This is a genomic window from Vibrio sp. 10N.222.52.B12 (genome assembly GCF_002875385.1).
GTDB lineage: Bacteria > Pseudomonadota > Gammaproteobacteria > Enterobacterales > Vibrionaceae > Vibrio > Vibrio jasicida.
Genome location: NZ_MDAW01000118.1, coordinates 13,354 through 38,806, shown reverse-complemented (window position 1 = coordinate 38,806; position 25,453 = coordinate 13,354). Strand labels below are relative to the sequence as shown.

Genomic DNA, 25,453 nt, shown 5'->3' with positions numbered 1-25,453 from the left:
TTAAACCGATCTCAGGTTAATTAGTGTCAATTTTCTCTATAAGCTATTTAAATTACGGAATTTATATTTTTAACGGTTCGAGCGCAGAAAATTTTGCACCTAAATCCACATTCACTTTCCATTCATGTACAAGCGGATATAATTTTGCTAACTCTCCCAAAAAGGCTTTGCTATGTCTAAATCCTTCATTACACGCAAGCTACCCATGCTGTTAGGTTTAGTGCCACTTTTGTTGTCTGCGCCAAGCTTTGCGAATCATCACGATCACAGTGACCATCATGACGACAAAGATGGACACGCCATTGTTCGTGACGTTGAAAAACCGGGAACCAGAATTGAATTCGATGAAGATCAAGACGAAGTCTATCGCGCTGTGCAGAAAGGCTATATTCGCCCTTTCTCTGATATGTATGAAGCGGTGGAGAATGATCTTTATGGGCGTATTATTAAAGTAGAGTTGGAAGAAGATGACGATGAATGGGTTTACGAGCTAAAAATCCTATTCGATGACAGCGTGATCAAAGTGGAATACGATGCTGCTACGCTTGAAATGCTAGAAATCAAAGGTCGTAACTTCAATAAAGCGCTCAAACCGCAATAATCCATCAAACATAATAAGAAGAAAGAACATGAAAATACTTGTTGTCGAAGATGAACCTCGCCTAGGCGAACAAATTATCGAAACTTTAGAAAACAATGGTTGGGTACCTGAGTTATCTCAAGATGGCATTGATGCGCTTTATCGCGCGACGTCTGAAGAGTGGGATGTGATCGTGCTTGATTTAGGCCTGCCAAAACTGGACGGTTTAACAGTACTTAAGGGGATTCGAGATGAGAACATTAACACCCCTGTTGTCATACTCAGTGCACGTGACACCCTATCCCAACGCGTTGAAGGCTTAAACGCAGGCGCGGATGACTACTTAACAAAGCCATTTGAAATGATGGAGTTAACGGCTCGATTACGAGCTCAATTACGTCGAGCATCTGGTAATGCCTCCCCAGTAATGAAGATTGGGGATTTGAGCCTAGATACGCGTTCTTCGAAAGTTCTATGGCAAGGACAAGCGGTTAGCCTTACGGCATTGGAATACAAAGTGGTCGCGTATTTCATGCATAACCCAGAGAAGGTCATTTCGCGTACTGAGTTGGTGGAACACATTTACAAACAAGACTTTGACCGTGACTCCAACACCATCGAAGTTTTTATCGGTCGTATTCGTAAGAAAATCGCACCAAAGATCATTAAGACAGTACGTGGCTTGGGGTATCAGTTGAATGCCGAGTAAAAACAAACTGCCAATGCACGTTCTCAAGCGGCTAAGTATTAAAAGCCGCTTAGTGCTTGCAGCGGTGGTTTGGCTCACCGCAATGATCCTCGCTGCCGGCGTGACAATTCCAACTCAAGTTTATCATTACATGGTGGATGACACTCGTTCACAATTAAATGTCTTTATGGACGAAATAGCCGCTCAGCTTGAAGTTGACAGTAAGGGACAACTCTCTCTTTCTACTCAACTTTCCGACCCTCGCTTTAGTCGCCCTTACAGTGGTTTATACTGGAGCGCCTCCACAGAGACCAGCCTCGAACGCTCACGTTCACTTTGGGATAAAAAAATCACTTATAAGGGGCTTGATAAAAACGCGTTTGGTGCACGAGATGAAAAACTCATCACCATAAAGAAAACCCTTTATCTGCCCGACTATAACGGTCCTATCGATATCATCATTGGTGTTGATGAAGATCCAATTGAACACACTATTCAATCTCTCACCGGTCAATTGTGGATTATATTAGGCTTGCTATTCGCCGGCGTCTTAGCAGTTATCTTGCTTCAGATCGCTTGGTCATTGAGTCCCCTAACGAAGCTGCAAAGAGAGCTTGCCGAACTCAAATCGGGCAACAAGAAGGGGCTGGAAGAAGAATATCCAAAAGAAATTTCACCTCTAATTTCCGATCTGAATGCCTTGCTCTTTCACTACCAAGAGCTACTTGAACGAGCGCGTAACCACGCGGGTAACTTATCTCACGCGTTAAAAACACCACTCTCCGTGTTAAAAAACGAAGTGCAGAGCTTAGCCCCTGAAACTCAAACGAGATTGAATGCGCCGATTAGTCAGATTCAACAACATATTGATTACCACTTAGGCCGAGCTCGTATGGCCGGCTCTATGAACATCCTATCGGTAAAATCTAACCCATCAGAACGCGTTGATGCGATCTCTATGGCGTTCGATAAAGTGTATGCCGTAAGAGAAGTCACATTAATCAATGAACTTGATTCTGAGTTGAACGTTGCCGTTGAGAAAACGGATCTTGATGAAATGGTGGGTAATCTACTAGAGAATGGTTACAAATGGGCAGCGAGCATTATTCGTGTCCATTCTACGCAAGACAAAGACAACATTCACATCATCGTTGAGGATGATGGACCTGGTATCCCCGCCGAGCAGTTATGCCAGGTAATCAAACGTGGTTACCGATTGGATGAAACCACCCCTGGCTCAGGTTTAGGCCTGAATATTGTGAGTGAGATGGCCCACAGTTATCGTGGCCAGCTTGAGCTTTCACAAAGCAAAATGGGCGGTTTAAAAGCCACCCTTATTTTGCAAAAGAGTCGAGTTTAAATCACATCCGGTGATAACACTGAAATGGCACTTATCGATGTTTCATCGTTAGGTGCCATTTTTGTATCTGATTGCTGATTAGGCACATTTAAAGCGAGTGAAGGCTCGCTAATCAACAAGACATTCCCATCAGAGTAATAGTCATGTTGATTGTCCATCGCGACAGGTTGCGCCAACGAATACAATTCCCCTGCTAAGGCTAAATGACTCATTTCGATTTGATTTGCCAAACGGTCTCTTTCACTATCTACATTGGGATCAATCCGATGCAGCACAGTCACAATACCGGAATAATGCGCTAATTTGAGTCCATCATCGTAACTTATCGCCCCAACCCAAACCGATTGATTTGAGCTTGCCTCGTGCCCTGCTTGCCACCAGCGTATATGAGAGCGTTTAAGTAAGCTTCCGGGTTCTTGAAATGCCATCGCTTGTGGTTTGCCATTCCAAAACAAATCCGACACAGGTGGCAGCTTTTGCTTCAACAAACTCACATAATCAGACAACTCAATGTCGTTTCTTGAAAATGTTTGATTTTCTAACCAACCCAACTCTTGCATTAGTGTTCTCGGTGATTCACCGACGTAGACCAAATTTACAGCCTGAGCGTCAAACACATTGGAACGTCCTGGGTACACTTTAAAACCGAGATCGTTAAACGCGATTGGTTGAATCTCAGTGGACTCGACTTGCTGAACATTATCGTCAGCAAGATAGAAAAAATGACCATAGTTTGCAGCAACCAAACACAACACTAATGCCGTCAGCGATTTGGTCCACTTGCGTGACCAGTTCTTTTTCCACGCAACAACGGTAAATGTCACAGCCACCAATACCGAAGCAATAAGAAGTTTATGTTCAATTAAGATTAACTTTAAGGAATCCAATGGCAACCAAGTTTGCAGACCTGCAGCAAGCAAATATCCAGCAACAACAAATTGCCCAACACCGAGTATCAAACCTATTGATGAACAGATGGTAAAGCGCTTCCAACTCACGTTCACTGAACCCGCCATAAATGGCACGACCCAAGCGACGGGGCCTAGTAGGCGTGCAAAGATCAAAATGGCGTTACCACGCTTTTTCATCAGCAAGCGACAACGGGCAATTGGGCGCTTCGACTTAGCTTGCCAACGAATTAGCTTTCTCTGGGTTTTAGAACCCGAATGTTTACCAATAAAGTAACTGAGTTGATCACCAAACCAACCACCAATGAGGACGGCGATTACGCCCCAGATGATGCCTTGGTGTAATTGATAGCCCGCAGCGAGCAGAAACGGCTCGCCCGGGACAAAGAGATTTGGTCCAATCGTCGCATCCAGAAATGCCCCGAAGAACAGACTGATCGCTTCCAGCATACAGCCTCCAACGATTATGAGTGTTGATCTTTATAGTGACCGAATTTGTATTCCATTTCGTTGTTACGCATTTCCCCAAAGAAGAATCGACGTACATTCGCTTTGAAATAGGTCATGCCCATTTTAAAGAAACCATCTTGCTCCAAACGACGCGGATCGAATTCGAATGTCATTGGTAAAAAGCGGAATCGCCATGTTTTTGAAGCGCGTTTCACGTAATCACAATCTTCGCAAAGCGTGATGGATTCATCAAAGCCGTTGATCTCTTTGTGGGCACGCTTGGTAGAGAAAATGCAAGCACCTACCGCAGTAGGAAATATGTACTGAGTAATAAACAAACCTGCGTTAAACATGCCATAGCCTAGCTTGTGCGCCATTGGTAAGCCTTTTGCGCCCATATAGACGCCGGCCACTTCTAACTTGGCGTCTTCTAACTTGCTCATTGCACGACTTAGAAAATCGCTTGGCAAACGTACGTCTGCATCCAAGAAAAGAATGCGTTCGTATTTCGCCAACTCTGCCCCCGTGTTACGTCCTAAGCTGACACCACGAGTCTCCATTTTATGAACGGTAAGTTCTGGTAATGAGCTTTCGTAAGCTTGTGCAACTTCACGAGTCGAATCTTCGCTGTTCGAGTCCACCACAACCACTTCAAATTTCTGATGTGTTTGTTTAGTTAAATCTTCGAGTAGTCGACCAATACGTTTTTCTTCATTTAGGGTAATAATCACGATACTGACTGGGTTCATAATCCGCTCCATTGATGCTCTCGTTAAGTGTTGGGCCAAGAATAGAACCGAGTGGCTTAACGGTTACTGAGGTCAGCATTCATTTTGCGTTCATTTCGTTAATAACAGATGTCGATGATTATCCATTCACAAAAATGATACCTGTCGAGAAAGGGAAGAAAAATACAAGTAAAGGAAGGTAAATAGGTTAAAATCGCCTCAAAGTGAACAAACTTTTATCTAAGCGATAAAACTTGCACTCTTACTATCCAAAGATTGCTGTCTTTTTATTGATTTGGGTGCATTTATGGTTGCTGAACCCAGACCAGGATGATAGTATCCGCGCTCGCTTGAACAGTTCCTGTTTCAAGCTTTACCACGAACTCAAGGTCGCATTGTGGTTCGTGAAGTTTAATTTTTACTAATTTGAGAGTAAATACTATGAAATTCGAAGCAGTAGTACGTACTGAACTAGGTAAAGGTGCGAGCCGCCGCCTACGTCACGCTGGCAAATTCCCTGCAGTTGTATACGGCGGTGAAGCAGCAGCAGTTGCTATCGTTCTTAACCACGACGAGATCGTTAACCAAATGGACAAGCCTGAGTTCTACGAAGGTATCGTTCTAGTGATCGACGGCGCTGAAGTTAAAGTTAAGCCACAAGACGTTCAACGTCACGCGTTCAAGCCAAAAGTTGAGCACATGGACTTCATCCGTATCTAATTCCCTACCAAGGAATTAACGGATAAAATCCAAACCTTTTGCATAAAAAGATTATCGGACTTACCAACCGAGATATCTAAAAAATTCAAAACCCCGGAGCCTTACCATCTCCGGGGTTTTACTATATATGGCCGATGAAAATTCCCACGCAAACTCCAAACACAAGAGAGCCCCAAACATGGGAGCGCCATGGATTCGAACCAACTATGTTCGTGCGATGTACTTCACCAAAGTGAGGTCATTCAACACCATGCCCTCAATGACCTCTGCCTCCTCCTCTCCTGACCGCACAAAGCCACATTTTTTATAGAAGTTCAGCCCCTGTTGATTCGTATCCAACGCTTTAAGGCTGATTTGCATCACCGGTGTGGACAACAAACGCGTTTCTAGCTCATCAATCAATGCACTACCCGCTCCTTGCCCGTAGTAAAGAGGCGAAACATAACAACAAGTGACAACTGCTGTCTTATCCTCACTAGAATGGTTCGGTAGCTCGTAGCTGAGAAAACCCACTATCTCTTTACCCTTCTCTACCACAATCAAATTTGCCAATTGTTCTGTCATCACTCGTGTCCACATCTTTTCTCTGCGCTCAAGAGTAAACTGACAAATATAACTTTCAGGCATCAATCCTTTATAGGCGACTTGCCATGAATCGACATGAATCTTGGCGATAAGCCTAGCTTCGTCCCTTAGTGCGTTTCTTACTGTATATCCCATTGCGCGCCTTTCTTATAACTCTTGAGTAAACACTCTCTGACGACTGTATGCTTCAAATCCCAGTGATTGGCACAACTTTATTGAAGGTGTATTTTCAATGTTTACTCGATACCTAACTTTACGCTGTCTTGCCTTCACCTCACGGACTAAGTGAGCAAGCAGCCGCTTCCCATACCCTTTCCCTCTCGCATATGGAGAAACCAATATGGACAAAGATTCAAACGGTTCCTTTCCCGGATAACAATATGACGCCAGTACCGCAACGAGCTTTTCATTGTCGAAGATGCCATAAAAGAAATGACTATCCAGCTCAAAGTCCGCTTTTTCTATATCCTCACTACTATTCTGGCTTAAAAAGAATTCAAGTAATGAAAGATCGGATTCGATAGTAAGCGGAATTATTTCGTCATCATTGTTGACGTTATCGTCATTAAATAAATAGTAGTCGACATCGTCATAATCACAGAAGAATTGCTTATTATTTAATTTCCGTTCGATCTCACTTGGTTGAAAATGTCTTATTTTATTCCATAGCTCTTCGGGACAGGATATAAACGTCGTTGCATCGGATTGGTATAAAAAAACCGCAGCCTGATCGGAGAACTTTTTCCAATATTCAGGGTCGTAAGAGTAACCGTTGTACATTTTATCGATGGCTGTGAACTGCTTCTGCCAAGAGCAATCGATTTCCGCTGTGAGCGCGGCTGATTTTTTGAGCATCCCTACCTCTCAACATGCTGTACAGAAAAATCTTAACTATATGTTTCGCATACATTATAAAAACATGAATCTGGTAAAATAATAATCAATCCTTGGTTCATATCTCGCCAAAATGCGTATTGATTCACACTAAGAAAACACATTCAATTGAGCTGCTCACAATTTTAATAAACCACTTCGCAAAAACCTTTCTAAATACGATTTCTGTTTATTTGTCGACATCCATTGCAGGCTTGTTATTTCCTTTATTCAACAAAACTATAAATAAGATATAGATCACTAAAGTTTCACACTAATTCCGTATATTTCACGCCGTAATAAAATCAAAATCACAAAGAAAGGATCCCTTATGAAGTTTTATAAATCCCTCTTGGTACTTTCTGTCGGTGCTGCGCTAGCTGGATGTGGCTCAGACAGCGACAACTCTCCAGTTACCTGTGAGACCGCAGACTCTTGTACTAAATTTACTGTTCTTCATACCAACGATAACCACGGTCGCTTTTGGCACAACAGCGACGGCGAGTACGGTATGGCAGCACGTAAAACACTTATCGAATCTATTCGTGCAGAAGTTGCTGAAAACGGTGGTGAGTCAATTCTGCTGTCTGGCGGTGACATCAACACAGGTGTACCAGAGTCAGACATGCAAGATGCCGTGCCAGACTTCGTAGGTATGAACCTTATTGGTTACGATGCAATGGCTGTCGGTAACCACGAATTTGATAACGCTCTAGACGTATTAGACATGCAGGCGGAGCTTGCTGACTTCCCGATGCTAGCTGCAAACATCTACAAGAAAGATGCAGACGGCAAAGTAACTGATGAACGTTACTTCGACCCTTACAAAGTATTCACGGTTAACGGTCTTAAAGTGGCGGTTATCGGTCTTACAACGAAAGATACTGCAAAACTGGTAAACCCAGACAATGTTGCGGATATCTACTTCGAAGATCCACAAGTTGAAATCCAAAAAGTACTTGCAGAAATCGAAGCAAACGAGAAAGTTGACCTAGTGTTCGCTACAACACACATGGGCCACTACCAAGATGGTCAACACGGTAGCGAAGCACCTGGTGATGTTCTACTTGCACGTTCTCTTGAAGAAGGTGAGCTGGACGCAATCATTGGTGGTCACTCTCAAAACCCAGTATGTATGGAACCTGGCACAAACAACTACGCTGACTTCAAACCAGGTGATGACTGTGCTCCAGACCAACAAAACGGTACTTACATCATGCAAGCGCATGAGTGGGGTAAATACGTAGGTCGTGCAGACTTCGAATTTTACGACGGTAAACTGCACCTAGCTAAATACGCACTAATCCCTGTAAACCTTCTTGATGACAACGATGAAGTGATCGGTGAGTACATCAAGCACGATGCAACAGTGAAGTCGATCCTTCTTCCTTACCAACAACAAGGTCAAGACTTGTTGGATGTTAAAGTTTCAGAAACTGACGGCAAACTTGAAGGCGACCGTGGCGTAGTTCGTTCAGAGCAAACTAACCTTGGCCACCTATTGGGTGAGGCATACCGCACTTATGAGCTAGTTAACGCTGACTTTGGTGTAATGAACTCAGGTGGTGTGCGTGACTCAATCCAGAAAGGCGATATCGCTTACCGCGATGTACTAACCGTACAACCTTTCGGTAACTTCGTAACCAAAGCAACGATGACCGGCCAAGAAGTTAAAGATTACCTAGACGTAGTTGCTACGAAATCTGCGGGCTCTGGTGCTTACGCTCAACTAGACAACATCACGCTATCTGTTGATTGTGACGCAAGCGATGTCACTATCACAGACATCAACGGTAAGGGCTTCAACCTAGCGGATACTTACACGTTCTCTGTGATCAGCTTCAGCGCGGCTGGTGGTGATGATTACCCAGTGATCGATGTTGAATCAACTCAAATGACAGATGCTTCTGTACTGCGTGAGTTCTTCGTTAAAAACCCTCAGATCTCTGCGGCAGACTTTGACAAGAATCTAGGCAATATCGAGTACTTCAGCAACGGTCAAGCTGTGAAAGGTTGTCCTGCTTCAGGTAGCTAAGCTACTAAGACCTTGTCTACACTTAGATGTTGACAGCTATTCGGTTGCATAACAATCGAAACAAAAGCGTGTCAGACTGACTCTAAGACCAACCGGAGCCCAAGTGGCTCCGGTTTTTTTATTGGTGCTAAATCCCTGAAAAAGCAGCCCCTTCATAAATCGTTCAAAAAATGTTCATTTGTGTTATTGACGCCCATGTGCGGGGCTTCTATGTTTGATAAGGTCTTTCAAATAAGCAGATTCATTGACTAACTTTCGCGATTCATTTTTATTCGCGCAGCTAATGATTCTGAGAAAGATTTGAATGGCGTTACAAACACTGCTCTCAAACAATTTGTCTTTAGGACTTCAAACGACGGCGTTGTGTCTCCACGTGCACGCCAATGAGCAGCGATCTGGACGTCAATGTGTTCAAACTGCTGCCATCGAGTTCTGGAGGTCAAAAATGAAACGAGCCAGCAACAGCTACAGACTGCAACTGATTAAAGAAGTGGTAACTCGCAGAGAACGTGAAGCATGTACTGATCCCATGGCAAACTATATTCATCAACTGATGGATGAACTGCCAACCAGTCGATTAGAGGTGGAGCAAAACCACCGCTTTGCCGGAAGCCACTTTGACGAACAAGCAGGAGGCTGGGTCAGTGACCAATGGTCAATGAAATAACGCCAACCACTTTTTCAGAGGTGGAAAATGGATAGGAGCTTCCCGGCTCTTATGGATAAGTATCTCAGACTGGGCCGGGAATAGTTGAATCCCACTATCAACTAAAACAAGTCTTGCTGCGGTGATGATCCATCCTGTGGCGATTCTGCTTTTGCCTTCCCTGCCAATACCTTTCTTCTATAGCGTTGACGACATAGCTTGATCACGTGTAACTGTTGTGCAGGGGTAAAGCTTAGCCAATTAAACCGCTCTTCTCTCTTACGCATGCATCCCTTGCAATACCCTTTTTCGTCGGAAGTGCAAATTCCAACGCAAGGACTTGGGACGGTAAAAAACTCCAGTTGCTCCATGCTCAAACCGTTCTATCGTTAGCTTGTTTAAATCCAATACGTTAATAGTCGAATAACTGTAAGAAATTTCTAAGTTTTCGGTGAATATCAATACCGATAATGGGATCTCTGTTATAAAATACGCTGTGTTTAAAAACATACGAAACCATAACCGTATGCTGACAAAAACAGTGTTTTATTACCTATACTTACCACGTTTTCTAAAAACGGAGTCAATAAAATGAAGCTTAGCCTAAAAACGTTAGTAGCAGCAATCTCACTTCCAGTTCTGATGACTGCATGCGCTAGCAACGGTGATAATGTGAAAGAAATTACGGCTCAAGATCTACAGCACCATAACTGGGAGCTGGTTCAAATCGATGGCAAAAACATTGCATCGGAAGAACAAAAGAAAGCCCCTCGCTTAGAAATTGGTGAAAACCTAACAGCGAACGGCAACGCAGGTTGTAACAACTTCTTCGGTCAAGCAGAACTGAAAGACAACCAACTGCGCATTGAGAAAATGGGTATGACCATGATGATGTGCGTAGGCGATCAAATGAAGATTGAAAAAGTAATGTCTGAAACGCTTTCTGATTGGAGCGACGTTACTCTGACTAACGACGGTCTAGTACTGAAAAACGCAGATCACGAACTAACGTTCACACTGCGTGACTGGGTAAACTAATCCCATATTCAGTTTCTAAGACAATACGTCTCTGAAATGATGAGTCTCTAAAAAAGCAGCCATTGGCTGCTTTTTTTGTTTCTAATGTCCGACAGATTGCTTCGCAAGCTTTTCAGGATCGTCATACACCGCATGACGGTCAATCATATCCAATGTGGCTTCGTTCATGCCTCTCACCGCGACAATCGCCCCTCCTTTTCGGAACTTCATGATGGCTTTATCAAGCGCAGATATTGCCGTGATATCCCAGAAATGCGCATCCGATAAATCAATCGTGATGTACTTAGTGGCATTACCGAAGTCAAACATATCCGTAAAGCTATACGCAGAAGCAAAGAAGATTTGCCCATGCACTTTATGAATGGTGTGGTCGTTATCTATGATCACCTCATCCGACACTTTCATTAGGGTTCGACTCTGGTTCACATAAAACACACACGCCAATAGCACTCCGACTAACACACCTATTGCTAAGTTATGCGTCGCAACAACCGCAATCACGGTTGAAACCATCACAAGGTTTGTGGACAGACTGTGCTTACGCATTTCGGCAATCGAATTCCATGAAAATGTGCTGATAGAAACCATGATCATCACCGCTACCAACGCGGCCATCGGGATCTGTTTAAGGTAGTCACCCAAAAACACCACCATGATAAGTAGAAACACACCAGCGCATAACGTAGACAACCGCGTACGTCCACCAGACTGAATATTGATCATTGATTGGCCGATCATAGCGCAACCCGCCATACCACCAAACAACGACGAGACCATATTCGCAATCCCTTGTCCTTTACACTCATCATTATTTTCACTTTCCGTGTCTGTCAGCTCATCCACGATGGAAGCTGTCATCAATGACTCCAGCACACCAACAACAGAGAGTGCTAGTGAATAAGGGAAAATGATTTGGAGTGTTTCAAGGTTAAAAGGAATATCTGGGATCATAAAAACAGGGAGTGAATCAGGTAACTCTCCCATATCGCCTACTGTCCGAATATCAATATTGAACATTAGGGCAATCACAGTCACTGCGACGATACACACTAAAGGTGAAGGTAGCATTTTTCCTATTTTCGGAACATAAGGAAACATGTAGATGATGGCCAACCCTAATCCTGTCAGTGCGTAAACAGGCCAAGAAACATTGGTTAGTTCAGGCAGCTGCGCCATAAAAATTAAGATAGCCAACGCGTTTACAAACCCGGTCATGATCGACTTTGAGACGAAACGCATTAAATCCCCTAGCCTCAAATAACCGATCAACAGTTGAAGTACGCCAGCGAAAAATGAAGCGGCCAACAGATACTGTAAACCATGGTCTTTGACTAAGGTTGTCATCAACAGCGCCATTGCGCCCGTAGCCGCGGAAATCATTCCGGACCTTGAGCCTGTAAACGCAATCACGACACAGATGGAAAACGAGGCATATAGACCAACTTTAGGGTCTAATCCTGCGATAATAGAGAATGCAATAGCTTCTGGTATCAGTGCCAGCGCTACAACAACTCCTGATAAACAATCTCCTTTAACATTGTTGAACCAAGTATCTTTTGTAAATTTAAACATAAATCTCTCATAAACGTATTGCCTTAGTTGGTGCATTGCGCACGGTGAAGGGAGTGATGCAAACGCATCTGAGAGATCGTTCTAAGGCGGACTAATGAGCAAAAAGCACCTTCCTTTTCCTATTGATGGACCAAAAAATGAGGACAAACAACGAGAGTGCCCCAAAAGAAGTGTGCTTTATATCACTATAAAAATCTAAATTGTAATAAATTTTTACAAAACAAAGTCAACAGTCCTACAAAGAGCCACAAAAAAACGCCTCACAAAGGAAGCGTTCTTATCATCTCTATGCCTTATAGGATAAGGGATTATCGTAACAACCGTTTTTAGAATGACTGCTGAGAGTACCTTTCTCCATCAAAGCCACTTAATTGCTCATAAGCTTTGGAAAGAATCGCAATACCGATAATCGTCACCAAGAAACTCAACAGACTCATTAAGAAAGGAAGCTGTAAAAACGCAAGTGGTGACATAGCCAAACCAAACAGAAGCGGCACTATAATCACAACGCTCATCATGTACCAAGTATGGCCTTTGGTAAGGTTCCAAGCGTAAGGGAAAGAAACACCTTTATCAATCGCGATGGCTGGAAAAACCAAGACTAATCGACAACACACCACGCTTAACGCTAATAATGCGATAGCTGCAAGGACAAGATTAATCATCGCGAAAATCGCAGCCACTGCGACCACCGCCACCGTCATGGCTAAGTAGTGGCCGATAAACCACATTTCGATTTTTCCAAACGTGAAACGTCCCCACTGAGGCACAGACTGAGGGCCTTTCAAAATGATGCTGTGAACGTTGATTGCAACGATTGCAGATAAAAGAGCCATCAAGATCTGAACAAGAATAGGAGCGACATCCCCTTGCGCTGAGTTCAAAACAAGATCCAGCATAAGAGAAAGGAGAATGGGTAACGCCGTTGCTTTCGCAATAGCCTGTTTATTTGCACTCAATGATGAAAAAGCGCTTTTAACGGTATCGACAAACATAGTTGGATTCTAATTAAGAGTAAGGTTTATTCTGGTTACTGATGTTATCTTCCAGATACTAAATGAGCAAACCTTTCCCAAATTATCATTGAGTTATACCCAAGTAACCTCAAGATGCTAGGTTCAGCGAGAGTGGCTTGGTTTGTAGACGCGGCGGCGATTTAAAGGTCTAGTGGACCTAAATCAAGAATCGGCAACAAAGTATACAAACCAAGACAACTCGCCCTTCGGGAGCGTGTCATTGACCCGACTTCTGTGTCAAACAACTTGGAAAGAGCTGGCTATTACGCTGCGTTGTTTTCCTTGATCTCGAATCAATGACAGCGCTCTGAATCCTGCATCTTGAAGTCACTTGGGTATACCGTATTTACTTCGACCTAGATAGGTTCATTTATCCACAATTATGCGCTTTGTTCACCGAATACGGCTTTGTTAGATTAAATGTCCAACTTTACGAATCAGTACAGCAAGGCTTTCCGCTTCGAGTTTCTTCATCACGTTGGAACGGTGTACTTCAATCGTTCGTAAGGAGACACACAACAAGTCCGCCATCTCTTGGTTTTTCATCCCTTTAACCACCAAGCCAAGCACTTCTCTTTCACGCTTAGTAAGATTCTGTAGAACTTGTTTTGCACCGAGCTTTTCACAGTTTTTGATCGACTGTTCCATAGCATCTTCAATCGCTAACACCAACGCATTGCCATCAACTGGCTTTTGGAAAAAATCGAGCGCACCATCTTTTAGCGCATCTACCGCCATAGGGATATCGCCGTGCCCAGTAAGATAGATAACACTGATTGGGCTAAATTGCTCATTCATGATTTGATGAACATCTTGCCCTCGCATCTCTGGCATACGACTATCGAGTAGCACACACCCTGCTGACGGTAAATCGGCTTCTTTCAGAAAATCTGGGCCACTACAGAACGCCTGAACCTCATAGCCATAGCTTTCTAACATGAACGCCATCGACTCTAATACGGGTTCTTCATCATCGACGATATAAAGGGGACAGAGGTTACGACTCATGACAAGTCTCCTGATACGGTAAAATAATGGTCACTTGGCAGCCAGTAGGCTCTATTGACCGAAAACGAATACTGCCTTGATGGGTATCGATAACATCACGACAAATCGCGAGTCCTAGTCCCAGGCCATTTTCTTTGGTGGTGTAGAACGCTTGATCCAGCGGAATATCTTGTTCTTCGATGCCAATACCGTTGTCCATGACATCTATGATGACCATTTCGTCACAAAAGCTTATGTGCAGGTCAACGTAGAGCTCCTTTCGCTTTGGCTTGTGACTCAAACACGCATCTTTTGCGTTATTTAAGACGTTAAGGATGACTTGCTGCAACCCCGTTACGTCTGCAAAAATGGGTTGTACTTCACCTGAATACATCACCCCTAATTGAATGCGATGGCGTTGAAATTCATAATCCACCAGCTTCATTGACTCTTCGATGAGACTTGGAAGGTCAATCCAGTTTTTTTCAATCGGAGTACGATGAATCAAGCTTCGTAAACGTTGAATGATGTCACTGGCAGAAGTCACTTGTTGCTGAATCTTATCCAAAATAGGCAACATCTCTTCGGGTGTTGTCCCTCGTTCCATGCGGACTTTCGCCCCTTGGCTGTAGTTCTTAATCGCAGCTAACGGCTGGTTAATCTCATGAGCAATGCTGCTGCCAAGCTCCCCAACAATAGTGATCCGCTGTGCGTGTTCAAGCATGCTGCTTTTGCGTCGCAAGTCATTCATGGTGGATTTTAGTTTTTCTCGGCTGCGTTGAAACTTCCATTCCAACCAAAAGTGGTAACCCGTCATAAGCAATAAGGTCAACAAAGATGCCATCGCTATCGCTTGGTTCTTACCCAACCATTCTTTGACCTTTTGTCCCCATGATTTCTGCAAAGGATGCATATCCAAATGCTTATAAACTTTATCTACATTGATACTCGGCGCAGGCAACATCCAACCTACATTATTCGCCGCTATTGCCGCAGGGTGCTCAGCAGGCATCGCAAATAGTGTTTGTGCGACCATTTGCCCGACATCAAAAGGCGTGCGTTCAGTCATTGCCATGGTCCAGTTTGGATAAAGAGGTGTACTGACTGCACAAATTGAATCGGCCGGACGCTTTTCGTTAAGTACTCTTAAACTATGCAGCTGGATACGGCCCTCTTTCGCCATATTTTCCAACGTACAAGCAGGAACGATCGCCACATCCAGATCATTTTTGATCACATCCAAAATCAATTGATCCGTTGGTGGACCAGTGAAATGGATTTTTTCAAAGAATGAAGAGTTGAAGTAACCCAACTTATCCAACTCATAACGCAGGGCAAGAAAACCACCAAAGGCTTTTTCAGACACAGCAGCGACATTGGCTTTATTGATGTCTCTAAGTGTTTTAAAGGGTGATTCTTCACGTACCACCACCACCGAAGCAATCGACTTATTTGGCAAGTCGCTGTAAGCGGTTTTTTGTGTGGCTAACCAATTAATAGGGTATTCACGAGCAAGCTTGGTCGCCTGCCCCGGGCTGGTCAAAATGAAGTCGAGCCAACCGTGCAGAAATGCGTCTTCCAGTTGGTCGAAATCGTAAGTATGTAAATTGAATTTGTATCCAGGGTTTTGCACCTCTAACCAATCCAAAGTCGGTTGCCAAGCTTCACGCGCATGGGCGTGTCCGCGCAGTGCTAAAACACCAACATCATAGTCTGTTCTGTGTGCTTTTTGTTCACTAGCAAACACAAAAGAGGTAAAGAAAAAGAAGAGAGCACAAATGAAAAGAGTTAACTTTTGAGAATAATTATCAATCACTTACGAGATACTACCAAAACACCGTTGTGGCACATTTTAGCACCACTCCCCCCTACTACTTTGTTGCTTTAGATCAATCCCACATCATTATTGTGGGAAACCACAATATCGCCATTTAAACGTTTCCCTCAGAATGCCTTACCCATAAAGGGGTAGAGGCACTTTACCTATTTCACACAATGAACATCTCTAACGAACAAAAAACGTTCATGTCGGCCTTTCCCCTTCAAAAGCATTCTAACTGTCGAAAAATCGAAGTTTCGGCACAAAAACTTTAAATTAAAATATGGAAGCAACTCATGAAAAAATCGACGATTGCGTTGGGTGTGTTGGCGGCTGTCGCAGCTGTTGGCTACTCAGCTTACAATACGATGTTCTCAGCTGAAGCAGTGACAGTGGATGCCGCAGCACAAGAGCAAAAGTTCACTGAATACGCTCACCCAGAGCATTTCATTTCATCACAGCAACTAAAATCGTTAATGGACAGTGATAAAGACGTGGTTGTGATCGGCGCGTTAAACCCTATCAAACCAGATAGTCCTATCTCTGGTTCTTACACTATGTGGCGTAACGATTACTCTGCGCCTGAAGGCGTTTACGATTTCGGCGGTATGAGCAACAGCACGGAAGAGATGGAAACCATCTTAGGTAGCTTCGGCGCATCAACGGACAGCACAATCGTGGTTTACGCGGCAGGCTCTCACCACGATGCTGCGCGCCTTTACTGGCAAATCCATAACCTTGGTCACCAAGACGTTCGTTACCTAGACGGTGGCTTAAACGCTTGGATGGGCGCAGGTTTCCCAACTGGCTCTGCAAATCAAAGCGTTGCAGCGGTTGAATACAAATCTCCGAACACGAAACAAGACAACAATACGCTAGCAACGTTAGATATGGTTATCGAAGCGCAAAACAGCTCTGATTGGGTGATCCTAGATACGCGTGGTAACGACGAATTTAGCGGCGAAGTAGCGGTTTCTGGTGCATTTGGTCCAGGCACCATTCCAAACAGTGTTCACATCAACTGGACAAAAGCACTAAACGAAGACACAACGCTTAAATCAGCAGAAGAGCTGCAAGCCCTTTACGGCAACATCATCAAAGGAAAGAAAGTGATCGCTTACTGCCAATCTGGTGTTCGCTCTGCCCACACCACCATGATTCTTACTGAAGTATTAGGTGCAGAAGACGTCTACAACTATGACGGCTCTTGGATCGAGTATAGCCATGCTCACTACGAGCAGAAGAATCCTGAAGTGAACGTTATCAACGGCAAGAGCTGAACAACACGGAAATAGCACTCAATGAACAATGTAATTTTTAGCCAAAAGCTATTAGACACCGCTCAAACTATCGTCGATGGCTGTATGGGGGATGCCGATCCGGCATGTCAAACCGCATGTCCAATGCACACAGACGTAAAACAATACGTTCGCATGGCAGGCGAAGGTGATTTCCAAGGCGCTTTGGATCTGATCCGCAGCAAACTATTCCTACCTCAAACGCTTGGCCGCATCTGTGCACACCCTTGTGAAGCTTCTTGTCGTCGTAATACTGAGTTCGGTCAGCCGATCAGCGTTGCAGGCATCAAGCGTTTTGTTGCAGAAAAACTGGATAACCAAGATCACTGGGATCTCAACATTGCTCCCCTAACCAACAAACACATCGCGATCGTGGGTGCAGGCCCAGCTGGTGCGCAAGCGGCTATTGAGCTTCGTCGTCAAGGCCACGAAGTAACGATTTACGAAAAGCTAGACGTATACGGCGGCATGATGCGTGTGGGTATCCCTGAATACCGTCTACCACGCGACGTTATCGACTTCGAATACAGCTACTTAGCAATGCTAGGTGTGACGACTCGTTTCGGTGTTGAAATCGGCAAAGACATCAGCTTCGATACTCTACGTAGCGAACACGATGCTGTGATTCTAGCTCACGGTGCACACGTAGGCTCTATCATTCCGCTACCAGGTCATGACAACGATGGCGTGTTCTCTGCGGTTGAATACTTGAAAGAGATTTCTGAAACTCGCCAATTCCCACGTGCAGGTAAACGCGTGATGGTTATCGGTGGTGGTGACGTTGCGATGGACTGTGCGCGTTCTTCATGGCGTATCGGTGCAAGCGACGTTTACCAATGTTCGCTTGAGAGCCTCGAGAATCTACCTGCAAGCCAAATCGAAATCGACGAGTCACTAGAAGAAGGCGTCGAGTTCAACGCAGGTTGGGGCCCAGTCGCTATTGAACATGAGAACGGCAAAGTTACAGGCATTACGATCAAGAAATTACTTTCTATCTTCGACGAGCAAGGCAACTTTGCGCCTCAGTACAGCGAAGAAAGCAAAACTATCTCTGTGGATACGGTTGTTTTCGCTACGGGTCAAGTTGTGGCTGACATCACTGGTGGCGCACTAGAACAAACTCGCGGCGGCCGTTACGTAGTCGATAAACAAACACTAGCTTCTAGCCTTGAAGACGTCTTCGTAGCCGGTGACGCGTGTGGCGGTAACATCGTGATTGAAGCGATGGCATTAGGTCGCAAAGCTGCAATGAGTGTTGAGCGCTTCCTAACGACTCGCCCACTGACTGAAGGTCGCGACTTCGAGCAAGAATACAGCTACTCATCTCGTCTAGACGTGCCACTACCAAAAGGTACGGTAGATACCCCTCGCCTACACGGTGAATTGCGTAACGCGGAAGAGCGTAAACAAGATTTTGCACAAGTGGATTTAGGCTTTACTGAAGCTCAAATCAAACAAGAAGCATCTCGCTGTCTGCAATGTAGCTGCAAGCTATGTATGACCGAGTGCATCATGATGAATGACTTCAGTGACTGTCCGAAGACCATCTTCTCTGACTTTGTGAACAACAAGTCAATGGACCCATTGATGGCTTACTCATGTAACGCCTGTGACCAGTGCACCATCGTATGTCCGAAAGACTTCCCAATGAAGGAAATGTTCCTAGGCGCACGTGCTGACTTTGTTAAGGCAAACAATGGTGAATCACCAATGCCGGGTCACAAAGCAATCAACATGCACCAGAAGCTTGGCTTCTCAAAAATCTTCACTATGGCAAAACGAGCGGTATCGACAAAATGAGTAATAAAGTATTTATGCCAGGATGCAGCTTGCCATCCTACTCACCAGAAGGCGTAGCAGCAATTGCGAGCTACTTAAAAGAAGTGTACCCAGACATGGGCGCAGTGCAGAAGTGTTGTGGTAAACCAACCGCTGCTATCGGTCAGACTGAGAAGTTCAAAGAGCGTTACGGCCAGCTTCAAGCGGACTTCGATAAGCTAGACGCACAAGAAGTCATTGTGGCGTGTCAAAGCTGCTACGGCATGATCAAGAAATCTGGCGGCACACAAAAGCCGGTTTCATTGTGGAAACTGCTTCCAGAAATCGGTCTGCCAGAAGCGCTACGCGGTAAAGCGAAAAACAGTGACGTGGTATTCACCATTCACGACTCTTGCTCTACTCGCTACGAAAAAGAACTGCAAGACGGTATCCGCTGGATCTTGAACGAGCTTGGCTACAAAACTTCAGAACCAGAACACACACGTGAAAACACGCGCTGCTGTGGCTTTGGCGGCATGGTAGTGCCAGCAAACCCAGACGTCGCAACACGCGTAATCAAACGCCGTGTGGAAGAGTTTGAGACAGACTACGTTGTGGTTTACTGCTCGGCTTGTCGTGCATCCATGATGGGTGTAGGTACGAAATCTTGGCACATTCTGGATCTCATGTTCGGCCCAGTGATCATGCAAGGTGATGAGCCACCAGTAAACGTACTCGCTAGCCCTGTGAAAGCTTGGTTCAACCGCTACAAATCCAAAGCGGGCCTAATCAAGTGTATGTCTGTGTAGCTAAGTCTCTGTAGCTACGTTTTTGTAGCTACGTTTTTGTAGCTACGTTTTTGTAGTTACATCTTTTTAATTATTAGGTTTAAGTGAAGTTGAACTTATGAAATTCGTAAAAATTGCTCTTATTGTTGCTGTTATCGCTCTCGCTCTATTTGCAGCAAAACAAACTGGCATCCTTGAAATCATCACAGACATCAAGAGCCTACAAGATTGGATCGCAAGCTTTGGCGTTTGGGGTTACGCAGTATTCGTAGCAGCATTCGTGTTTGCGTGTGTTTTCCTACTACCAGGCAGTGCATTCACCATCGTAGCGGGTATCGTATTTGGCCCAATTAAAGGCGGTATCTTAGCGCTGTTTTCTGCGACGCTTGGCGCGGTGGCGGCATTCATCGTAGCGCGCTTCCTGCTTCGTAACACCATCATGAAGAAGTTTGGCGATAACCCAATCTTCAAGAAAATCGACGATGGCGTAGCAGCAAACGGCACAAGCTTCTTGATCCTAACGCGTCTAGTACCTGTATTCCCATTCAGCCTACAGAACTACGCTTACGGTCTAACCAGCCTAAACCTTGGCACTTACGCTTTGGTTTCTCTACTAACGATGGCTCCAGGTGCATTCATCTTCGCTTACATGGCGGGTGATATTGCGACAAACGGCGTGTCTGCGATGCTACTAGTGAAGTTTGCGGTTGCGGGTCTTATCCTGTTTGGCATGTCTCTGATTCCAAAATACATCGCGAAGAAAAAAGGCATCAACATGGAAGAATTAGCGAAGTAATCCGGTCTATCCATTATTGACGCCAAAAGAGTGTGACTTATCGGGAGTTGCACTCTTTTCATTCATACCAGCTTGGTCATATTTTATGCCCCTATTGCTCACGTTTAAGGCCAAAGATAAATGTTGATCGGTATGACCTCACAAGGCGAGTAATTCTCTGAATCTATTGTCAAATTCGCGTTGATAATAAAGCAAGATAGATTACTATCCATCTAGAGGGAACGGAGCATTCAGTTGATGAATAGCCCTATGTTGAGTGCCGAAAATAAACGGTTGCCACTTCATAGCGGAACAAAGCTCCAAAATGAAAACAAAGATAAAAACACGGATTACGTATGAAAAAGCTACTTAGCACCATTGGCATTTTAACCGCCACTTTTGCCACCTCTTCCTATGCCTCTTCTAACACAGAAGAATGGCAAAAAATCGAACAACAAGCCGACGGTCAGACTGTTTATTTCCATGCTTGGGGTGGTAGCCAAGAGATCAACCGCTATATCCAATGGGCAGGCAAAGAGCTTAAATCTCGCTACAACGTGACGCTTAACCACGTAAAAGTCACCGACATTTCTGAAACCACCACTCGCCTTATCGCAGAAAAAGCTGCAGGGAAAAACAGCGGTGGCAGTGTGGATATGGTTTGGATTAATGGTGAAAACTTTAAATCAATGAAAGACAACCAACTGCTGTTTGGTCCTTTTGTTGACGGTCTACCAAGTTGGCAATATGTCGACAAAACACTACCGGTAGATGTTGATTTCTCTGAACCAACTGATGGCCTTGAAGCGCCATGGGGTGTCGGCCAACTTGTTTTTATCTACGATGAAGAGACGCTCAACAACCCGCCAAGTTCTTACGCAGAAATGCTAAGTTACGCAAAAGCGTTCCCTAACCGCCTTACTTACCCTCGCCCACCAGAGTTCCATGGCACTAGCTTCATTAAATCTCTGCTCATTGAGTTAAGTAACAACGATCCTGCACTGCAAAAACCAGTGACCGATGAAGCATTCAAAACCGTTACGCAGCCTCTATGGGCTTACTTAGATGAATTCCACACTGTCGCATGGCGTGGCGGTAAACAGTTCCCAGGCGGAACAGCAGAAACCGTACAGCTGTTAGATGATGGTCAGATTGACCTAGCTGTCACGTTCAACCCGAACGCGGTTTTCTCAGCACAATCAAGCGGTAACCTAGCAGAAAGCACCAAAGCATACGCGATGGACGCTGGTGCACTGTCGAACATCCATTTCTTAGCGATTCCTTGGAACGCAAATGCCAGTGCAGGCGCGCAAGTTGCTATAAACTTTTTATTAAGCCCTGAAGCACAATCTCGCAAAGGTGATATCAACATCTGGGGTGATCCTTCAGTGCTAAGCAGCCATTACCTAACCGGCACGGCTAAGAATACTCAACAGTTCAAATCTATCGCGGAGCCACACCCAAGCTGGCAAGCAGCGCTAGAAAAAGAATGGCTGAAACGCTACGGAAATTAATACACACCCATGTTAAGAGCGCTGTATCTAGTTATTATCGCAGTTTGTATATTACCGACCATCCCGGGGCTACTCGGGGTGGTGGTGTCTGCGCTCGGCTATGTACCCCCTATCGGTTTGCACCACTTCTCACTGGATGGCTTTCATGCTGTGTTTGACTGGGAAGGTGTGTGGACGTCGATTGGATTGACTTTTTATTCCGCCATTTTCAGCAGCTATCTTGCTTGTTTGATCACTTTCGCGATTCTTCAAGCCTCATGGGGCAGCAAGTTCTGGCGTAAGATTGAAATGAGTCTTTCCCCTCTTCTTGCTATGCCGCATGTCGCGTTTGCCATTGGCTTCGCTTTTCTATTCGCACCAACAGGTATGGGCGTTCGTGTACTCAACCAAATGTTTGGTTACGATCCAAATGCACAAACGGTGAATGATCTGGCGTTGTTGATCAAAGACCCACACGCACTGGGTTTGATCGTCATGCTTGCTATCAAAGAAGTACCGTTTTTATTGTTGATGAGCATTCCTATTCTTCAGCAATTAAAAGTTGAGAAGATTGAAAAAGTCAGCCATTCGATGGGTTACAGTTCCGCGCAAGCATGGTGGAAATGCGTTTTCCCACAATGGTTAGCGAAGCTGCGTTTTCCAATGTTGGCTGTTCTGGCTTACAGCTTATCCGTTGTGGATGTGGCGCTAATTATTGGCCCAACCAACCCTCCTACGTTTGCAGTGTTGGTATGGCAATGGTTTAACGACCCTGATTTGTCACTCCTACCAAGAGCAGCGGCGGGTGCGGTGGTGCTGTTTGCCATTGCGAGCCTTTTGATTGGTTTTGCACGACTTGTTGAATGGAGCGTTACCAAAGGCTTTAAACGCTGGCAATACTCTGGTCGCAGCGGTTTCCGCTTACCGGGTAAGACCTTGTTCTCCATGATTGCCCTACTCGCACTGTTAATGGTGCCTTTGATGGTGGTATGGAGCTTTGCACAGCGTTGGCGTTTCCCTGACTTATTACCAAGTCGTTACAGCTTACGTTTTTGGGAATACGAGTGGCAGAGCATTCTTGGCACGCTAGAGCAAAGCATGTTGATTGCAGTTATCAGTGCATCTATTGCCCTTGTATTGGCGCTGATCGCTCATGAGTACCGCCTACGCTACCGTTGGCAGGTGCCGGGTTACATCATCGCTGTACCTATGTTGATCCCACAGCTTTCTGTGCTGTTTGGTATGCAGGTCGCTACTCTGTATCTCGACAGCAATGCATATTTCTTCTGGGTGTGCTGGGCACATGTCTTCTTCGCTTTCCCATTCGTATACTTGTCATTGGATGGTCCTTGGCGCAGCTTCGACAACGGTTTGATTCGTGTCGCTCTAAGCCTTGGTAAATCACCAATGCAAGCTTGGTTGAAAGTGAAATTACCGATTCTTCTGCCTGCCATTGCCTTTGCTTGGGCAGTAGGAATTAGTGTGAGCTTGGCGCAATACCTACCAACACTAGTGCTGGGTGCAGGTCGCATCAGCACAATAACAACAGAAGCGGTAGCCCTCTCAAGTGGCTTCGACCGTCGTGTCACCGCGATTTACGCAATTTGGCAAGCGCTCTTGCCGTTGATGTTCTTCTCTTTTGCGATTCTACTTAGCCGTTTACACGTTAAGTATCGCCGGTTGTCTATTAAAGGTTTACTACCGAATGAGTCTTTGTCTCGAAAACCTCGCCATCCGTAAAACCAATGGCGACACACTTTTCTCTGCGTTCAACATGACCGTAAAGAAAGGTGAAATTGTTACCCTGATGGGCCCAAGCGGCTGCGGAAAATCCACCTTGTTGGATGCGATTGCTGGTCACCTGTCTTCCGAGTTCGACTATTCAGGCTCAATCACGCTCGATAACGAAAAGCTGGATGCTTTACCTGCCCACAAACGTCAGGTGGGTATTCTATTCCAAGACGATTTGCTCTTCCCGCACCTCACCGTGTGGGAGAATCTCGCCTTCGCGCTACCCGATTCAATCAAAGGCGCAGAGCGTAAAGAGCGTGCAATGCAGGCTTTGAAGCACATCTCGCTAACTAAACTTGCAGAGTCTTTCCCTGATCAAATCTCAGGCGGCCAACGCGCGCGTATTGCTCTCACTCGCATGTTGTTGGCAAAACCGAAAGTTGCCCTACTCGATGAGCCATACAGCAAATTAGATAAAGATCTGCGCGTGCAGTTTCGCAATTGGGTTGTGGAGCAACTTCAACAAGCCAACATTCCTGCTCTAATGGTGACGCACGATGAAGACGATATTCCTGAGGGCAGTCGCTGCCTAAACTGGCCTTGGGAGACAAGCCATGCTTGATAGCCTGAGTATCAAAATCATTAAGTGGCCATTGGCACAAAGCGCAAAACTGATTGACAAATGTGGCGTGACAGCTAACCAAACCACCTTGTTTGGCTTCGCCCTTGGTTGTTTTGCTTTACCTGCATTGATGGCAGAACAATACACGCTTGCATTAGCGTTTATTCTGCTGAATCGAATCTGTGATGGATTGGATGGTGCTTTAGCGAGGATTCAAGGCATCACCGATGCGGGCGGCTTCCTTGATATAAGCCTAGACTTCTTGTTCTATTCTCTGATTCCCTTTGGCTTTGTACTAGCAAACCCAGAACAAAACGCCGTCGCAGGTGCGTTCTTGATCTTCTCGTTTATTGGTACAGGGAGCAGCTTCTTAGCATTTGCGATCATGGCGGGTAAACGTGGTATCGATAATCCAGTCTACAAGCACAAATCTCTGTACTACATGAGCGGCCTGACAGAGGGTACAGAGACCATAGGTTGCTTCGTGCTGTTCTGTTTGTTCCCGCAACATTTTGCCGTGATTGCGTACATCTTTGGTGCAGCATGTTGGTTTACTACGTTTACGCGTATTTACTCTGGGTTTCATACGTTGAAGCCGTAAACAAAACTTCAAGAGAGATTCCTGATTGCGACGAAAGACCGCAGTCGGGAATCTCTTTTCAGCCTTCTCTCAATAAAGCATCCCACTCAACACCAGCGTCAGCACAATTCCAGAGACAAAACTCGGAAAATGCCACGTCCGCTGCTTAGCGCGGTAATACTCTTTTTGTAGGTCCTCTTGGTAGCTCTTTACGGCCAATTCTTTAATGTAGTTATTATGCATAACCTGTCCTCCTGACGTGTTTTACAGATGGAGGATAAAAGCTCAAGTTAACTTAAGGTCAACGGAAAAATTCAATTTCGGATAGTATTATTTGCGGAGGCTGAATCCCTCACTTCTAGCTCTTAAGTTCAATCAGTTGCACTTGTTTGTATCACAGTTC

At 45.0% G+C, this 25,453-nt stretch carries 25 protein-coding genes; 15 read left to right on the top strand and 10 right to left on the bottom strand.

All coding sequences use genetic code 11. The features are described from left to right. Positions 1 to 172 precede the first annotated feature (172 nt). From BCT11_RS13635 to BCT11_RS13625, 3 genes are read left to right on the top strand one after another with little or no spacing between them, the layout of a single operon-like run. Positions 173 to 601: a hypothetical protein gene (locus tag BCT11_RS13635; RefSeq protein ID WP_038874596.1), complete on the top strand. Its 429-nt coding sequence runs from the start codon at positions 173 to 175 to the stop codon at positions 599 to 601. 28 nt (positions 602 to 629) lie between these two features. After that, complete coding sequence (locus tag BCT11_RS13630) at positions 630 to 1,289, top strand: response regulator transcription factor (RefSeq protein WP_038868732.1); 660 nt, start codon at positions 630 to 632, stop codon at positions 1,287 to 1,289. Beyond that, positions 1,279 to 2,628: an ATP-binding protein gene (locus BCT11_RS13625; RefSeq protein WP_042604544.1), complete on the top strand. Its 1,350-nt coding sequence runs from the start codon at positions 1,279 to 1,281 to the stop codon at positions 2,626 to 2,628. Before BCT11_RS13630 ends, BCT11_RS13625 begins: the two co-directional genes overlap by 11 nt. Here the strand turns inward: BCT11_RS13625 and BCT11_RS13620 are convergent. Beyond that, complete coding sequence (locus tag BCT11_RS13620) at positions 2,625 to 3,986, bottom strand: LssY C-terminal domain-containing protein (RefSeq protein WP_102388523.1); 1,362 nt, start codon at positions 3,984 to 3,986, stop codon at positions 2,625 to 2,627. The two genes, BCT11_RS13625 and BCT11_RS13620, sit on opposite strands and share 4 nt — an antisense overlap. A 14-nt stretch (positions 3,987 to 4,000) precedes the next feature. Continuing rightward, entirely contained in the window at positions 4,001 to 4,735 is a 735-nt protein-coding gene (locus tag BCT11_RS13615) for a glycosyltransferase (RefSeq protein ID WP_095759877.1), read from the bottom strand. A 420-nt stretch (positions 4,736 to 5,155) separates the two neighbouring features. Between BCT11_RS13615 and rplY the strand changes: the two genes are divergently transcribed. Beyond that, positions 5,156 to 5,434: a 50S ribosomal protein L25 gene (rplY, locus tag BCT11_RS13610; RefSeq protein WP_038868737.1), complete on the top strand. Its 279-nt coding sequence runs from the start codon at positions 5,156 to 5,158 to the stop codon at positions 5,432 to 5,434. 204 nt (positions 5,435 to 5,638) lie between these two features. Here rplY and BCT11_RS13605 read toward each other — a convergent pair whose 3' ends face one another. Continuing rightward, the gene (locus BCT11_RS13605; RefSeq protein WP_038868738.1) at positions 5,639 to 6,154 is read right to left on the bottom strand and encodes a GNAT family N-acetyltransferase; all 516 of its coding nucleotides are present in this window, start codon (positions 6,152 to 6,154) and stop codon (positions 5,639 to 5,641) included. A 12-nt stretch (positions 6,155 to 6,166) separates the two neighbouring features. Further along, on the bottom strand, positions 6,167 to 6,874 hold the full coding sequence (locus BCT11_RS13600; protein ID WP_054755898.1) for a GNAT family N-acetyltransferase: 708 nt from the start codon (positions 6,872 to 6,874) through the stop codon (positions 6,167 to 6,169). 349 nt (positions 6,875 to 7,223) lie between these two features. On the opposite strand from BCT11_RS13600, the gene ushA reads away from it, so the two are divergent. Both ushA and BCT11_RS13590 read left to right on the top strand, forming a co-directional pair. After that, on the top strand, positions 7,224 to 8,927 hold the full coding sequence (ushA, locus tag BCT11_RS13595; RefSeq protein WP_042604540.1) for a bifunctional UDP-sugar hydrolase/5'-nucleotidase UshA: 1,704 nt from the start codon (positions 7,224 to 7,226) through the stop codon (positions 8,925 to 8,927). A gap of 445 nt (positions 8,928 to 9,372) precedes the next feature. After that, a complete protein-coding gene (locus BCT11_RS13590) occupies positions 9,373 to 9,594 on the top strand; it encodes a hypothetical protein (protein ID WP_038868743.1) in 222 nt (73 codons plus the stop codon). 101 nt (positions 9,595 to 9,695) lie between these two features. On the opposite strand, the gene BCT11_RS13585 is transcribed toward BCT11_RS13590, so the two are convergent. Beyond that, the gene (locus BCT11_RS13585; RefSeq protein WP_080774337.1) at positions 9,696 to 9,944 is read right to left on the bottom strand and encodes a DUF1289 domain-containing protein; all 249 of its coding nucleotides are present in this window, start codon (positions 9,942 to 9,944) and stop codon (positions 9,696 to 9,698) included. Positions 9,945 to 10,164: 220 nt separating this feature from the next. Here BCT11_RS13585 and BCT11_RS13580 point away from each other — a divergent pair, with 220 nt between their 5' ends. Then, positions 10,165 to 10,611, top strand: a complete 447-nt coding sequence (locus tag BCT11_RS13580; RefSeq protein WP_038874586.1) for an META domain-containing protein — start codon at positions 10,165 to 10,167, stop codon at positions 10,609 to 10,611. Positions 10,612 to 10,692: 81 nt separating this feature from the next. Here the strand turns inward: BCT11_RS13580 and BCT11_RS13575 are convergent, their stop codons facing one another. The 4 genes from BCT11_RS13575 to BCT11_RS13560 all read right to left on the bottom strand — a co-directional run bounded on the left by BCT11_RS13575 (position 10,693) and on the right by BCT11_RS13560 (position 16,002). Further along, a complete protein-coding gene (locus tag BCT11_RS13575) occupies positions 10,693 to 12,183 on the bottom strand; it encodes a SulP family inorganic anion transporter (protein ID WP_042601813.1) in 1,491 nt (496 codons plus the stop codon). A gap of 326 nt (positions 12,184 to 12,509) precedes the next feature. Next, on the bottom strand, positions 12,510 to 13,178 hold the full coding sequence (locus tag BCT11_RS13570; RefSeq protein ID WP_102388522.1) for a hypothetical protein: 669 nt from the start codon (positions 13,176 to 13,178) through the stop codon (positions 12,510 to 12,512). A gap of 432 nt (positions 13,179 to 13,610) precedes the next feature. Beyond that, on the bottom strand, positions 13,611 to 14,207 hold the full coding sequence (locus tag BCT11_RS13565) for a response regulator (RefSeq protein WP_038873562.1): 597 nt from the start codon (positions 14,205 to 14,207) through the stop codon (positions 13,611 to 13,613). After that, the gene (locus BCT11_RS13560) at positions 14,197 to 16,002 is read right to left on the bottom strand and encodes a sensor histidine kinase (protein WP_198593946.1); all 1,806 of its coding nucleotides are present in this window, start codon (positions 16,000 to 16,002) and stop codon (positions 14,197 to 14,199) included. The genes BCT11_RS13565 and BCT11_RS13560 overlap by 11 nt, the downstream gene beginning before the upstream one ends. A gap of 299 nt (positions 16,003 to 16,301) precedes the next feature. Here BCT11_RS13560 and BCT11_RS13555 point away from each other — a divergent pair, with 299 nt between their 5' ends. The 8 genes from BCT11_RS13555 (at position 16,302) to BCT11_RS13520 (ending at position 25,071) form a co-directional block, all read left to right on the top strand. Beyond that, entirely contained in the window at positions 16,302 to 17,285 is a 984-nt protein-coding gene (locus BCT11_RS13555) for a rhodanese-like domain-containing protein (RefSeq protein ID WP_042601820.1), read from the top strand. Positions 17,286 to 17,306: 21 nt separating this feature from the next. Continuing rightward, positions 17,307 to 19,103, top strand: coding sequence for an FAD-dependent oxidoreductase (locus BCT11_RS13550; protein ID WP_102388521.1), 1,797 nt, complete (start codon positions 17,307 to 17,309; stop codon positions 19,101 to 19,103). Further along, the gene (locus BCT11_RS13545; RefSeq protein ID WP_005442306.1) at positions 19,100 to 19,870 is read left to right on the top strand and encodes a (Fe-S)-binding protein; all 771 of its coding nucleotides are present in this window, start codon (positions 19,100 to 19,102) and stop codon (positions 19,868 to 19,870) included. Before BCT11_RS13550 ends, BCT11_RS13545 begins: the two co-directional genes overlap by 4 nt. Before the next feature lie 97 nt (positions 19,871 to 19,967). Next, entirely contained in the window at positions 19,968 to 20,645 is a 678-nt protein-coding gene (locus tag BCT11_RS13540) for a TVP38/TMEM64 family protein (protein WP_005442307.1), read from the top strand. Between the two features lie 335 nt (positions 20,646 to 20,980). After that, positions 20,981 to 22,138: an ABC transporter substrate-binding protein gene (locus BCT11_RS13535; protein ID WP_102388520.1), complete on the top strand. Its 1,158-nt coding sequence runs from the start codon at positions 20,981 to 20,983 to the stop codon at positions 22,136 to 22,138. 9 nt (positions 22,139 to 22,147) lie between these two features. Beyond that, positions 22,148 to 23,857 (top strand): thiamine ABC transporter permease, encoded by a 1,710-nt coding sequence (locus BCT11_RS13530; protein WP_102388519.1) that lies wholly within the window; start codon positions 22,148 to 22,150, stop codon positions 23,855 to 23,857. After that, positions 23,823 to 24,470 carry an ATP-binding cassette domain-containing protein gene (locus tag BCT11_RS13525; protein WP_009705796.1) on the top strand — a complete coding sequence of 216 codons (648 nt, stop codon included), beginning with the start codon at positions 23,823 to 23,825 and terminating at the stop codon, positions 24,468 to 24,470. Before BCT11_RS13530 ends, BCT11_RS13525 begins: the two co-directional genes overlap by 35 nt. Continuing rightward, positions 24,463 to 25,071 (top strand): CDP-alcohol phosphatidyltransferase family protein, encoded by a 609-nt coding sequence (locus BCT11_RS13520; RefSeq protein ID WP_005450653.1) that lies wholly within the window; start codon positions 24,463 to 24,465, stop codon positions 25,069 to 25,071. Before BCT11_RS13525 ends, BCT11_RS13520 begins: the two co-directional genes overlap by 8 nt. A 69-nt stretch (positions 25,072 to 25,140) precedes the next feature. Here BCT11_RS13520 and BCT11_RS28235 read toward each other — a convergent pair whose 3' ends face one another. After that, on the bottom strand, positions 25,141 to 25,293 hold the full coding sequence (locus BCT11_RS28235) for a hypothetical protein (RefSeq protein ID WP_181137493.1): 153 nt from the start codon (positions 25,291 to 25,293) through the stop codon (positions 25,141 to 25,143). Between the last annotated feature and the right edge of the window lie 160 nt (positions 25,294 to 25,453).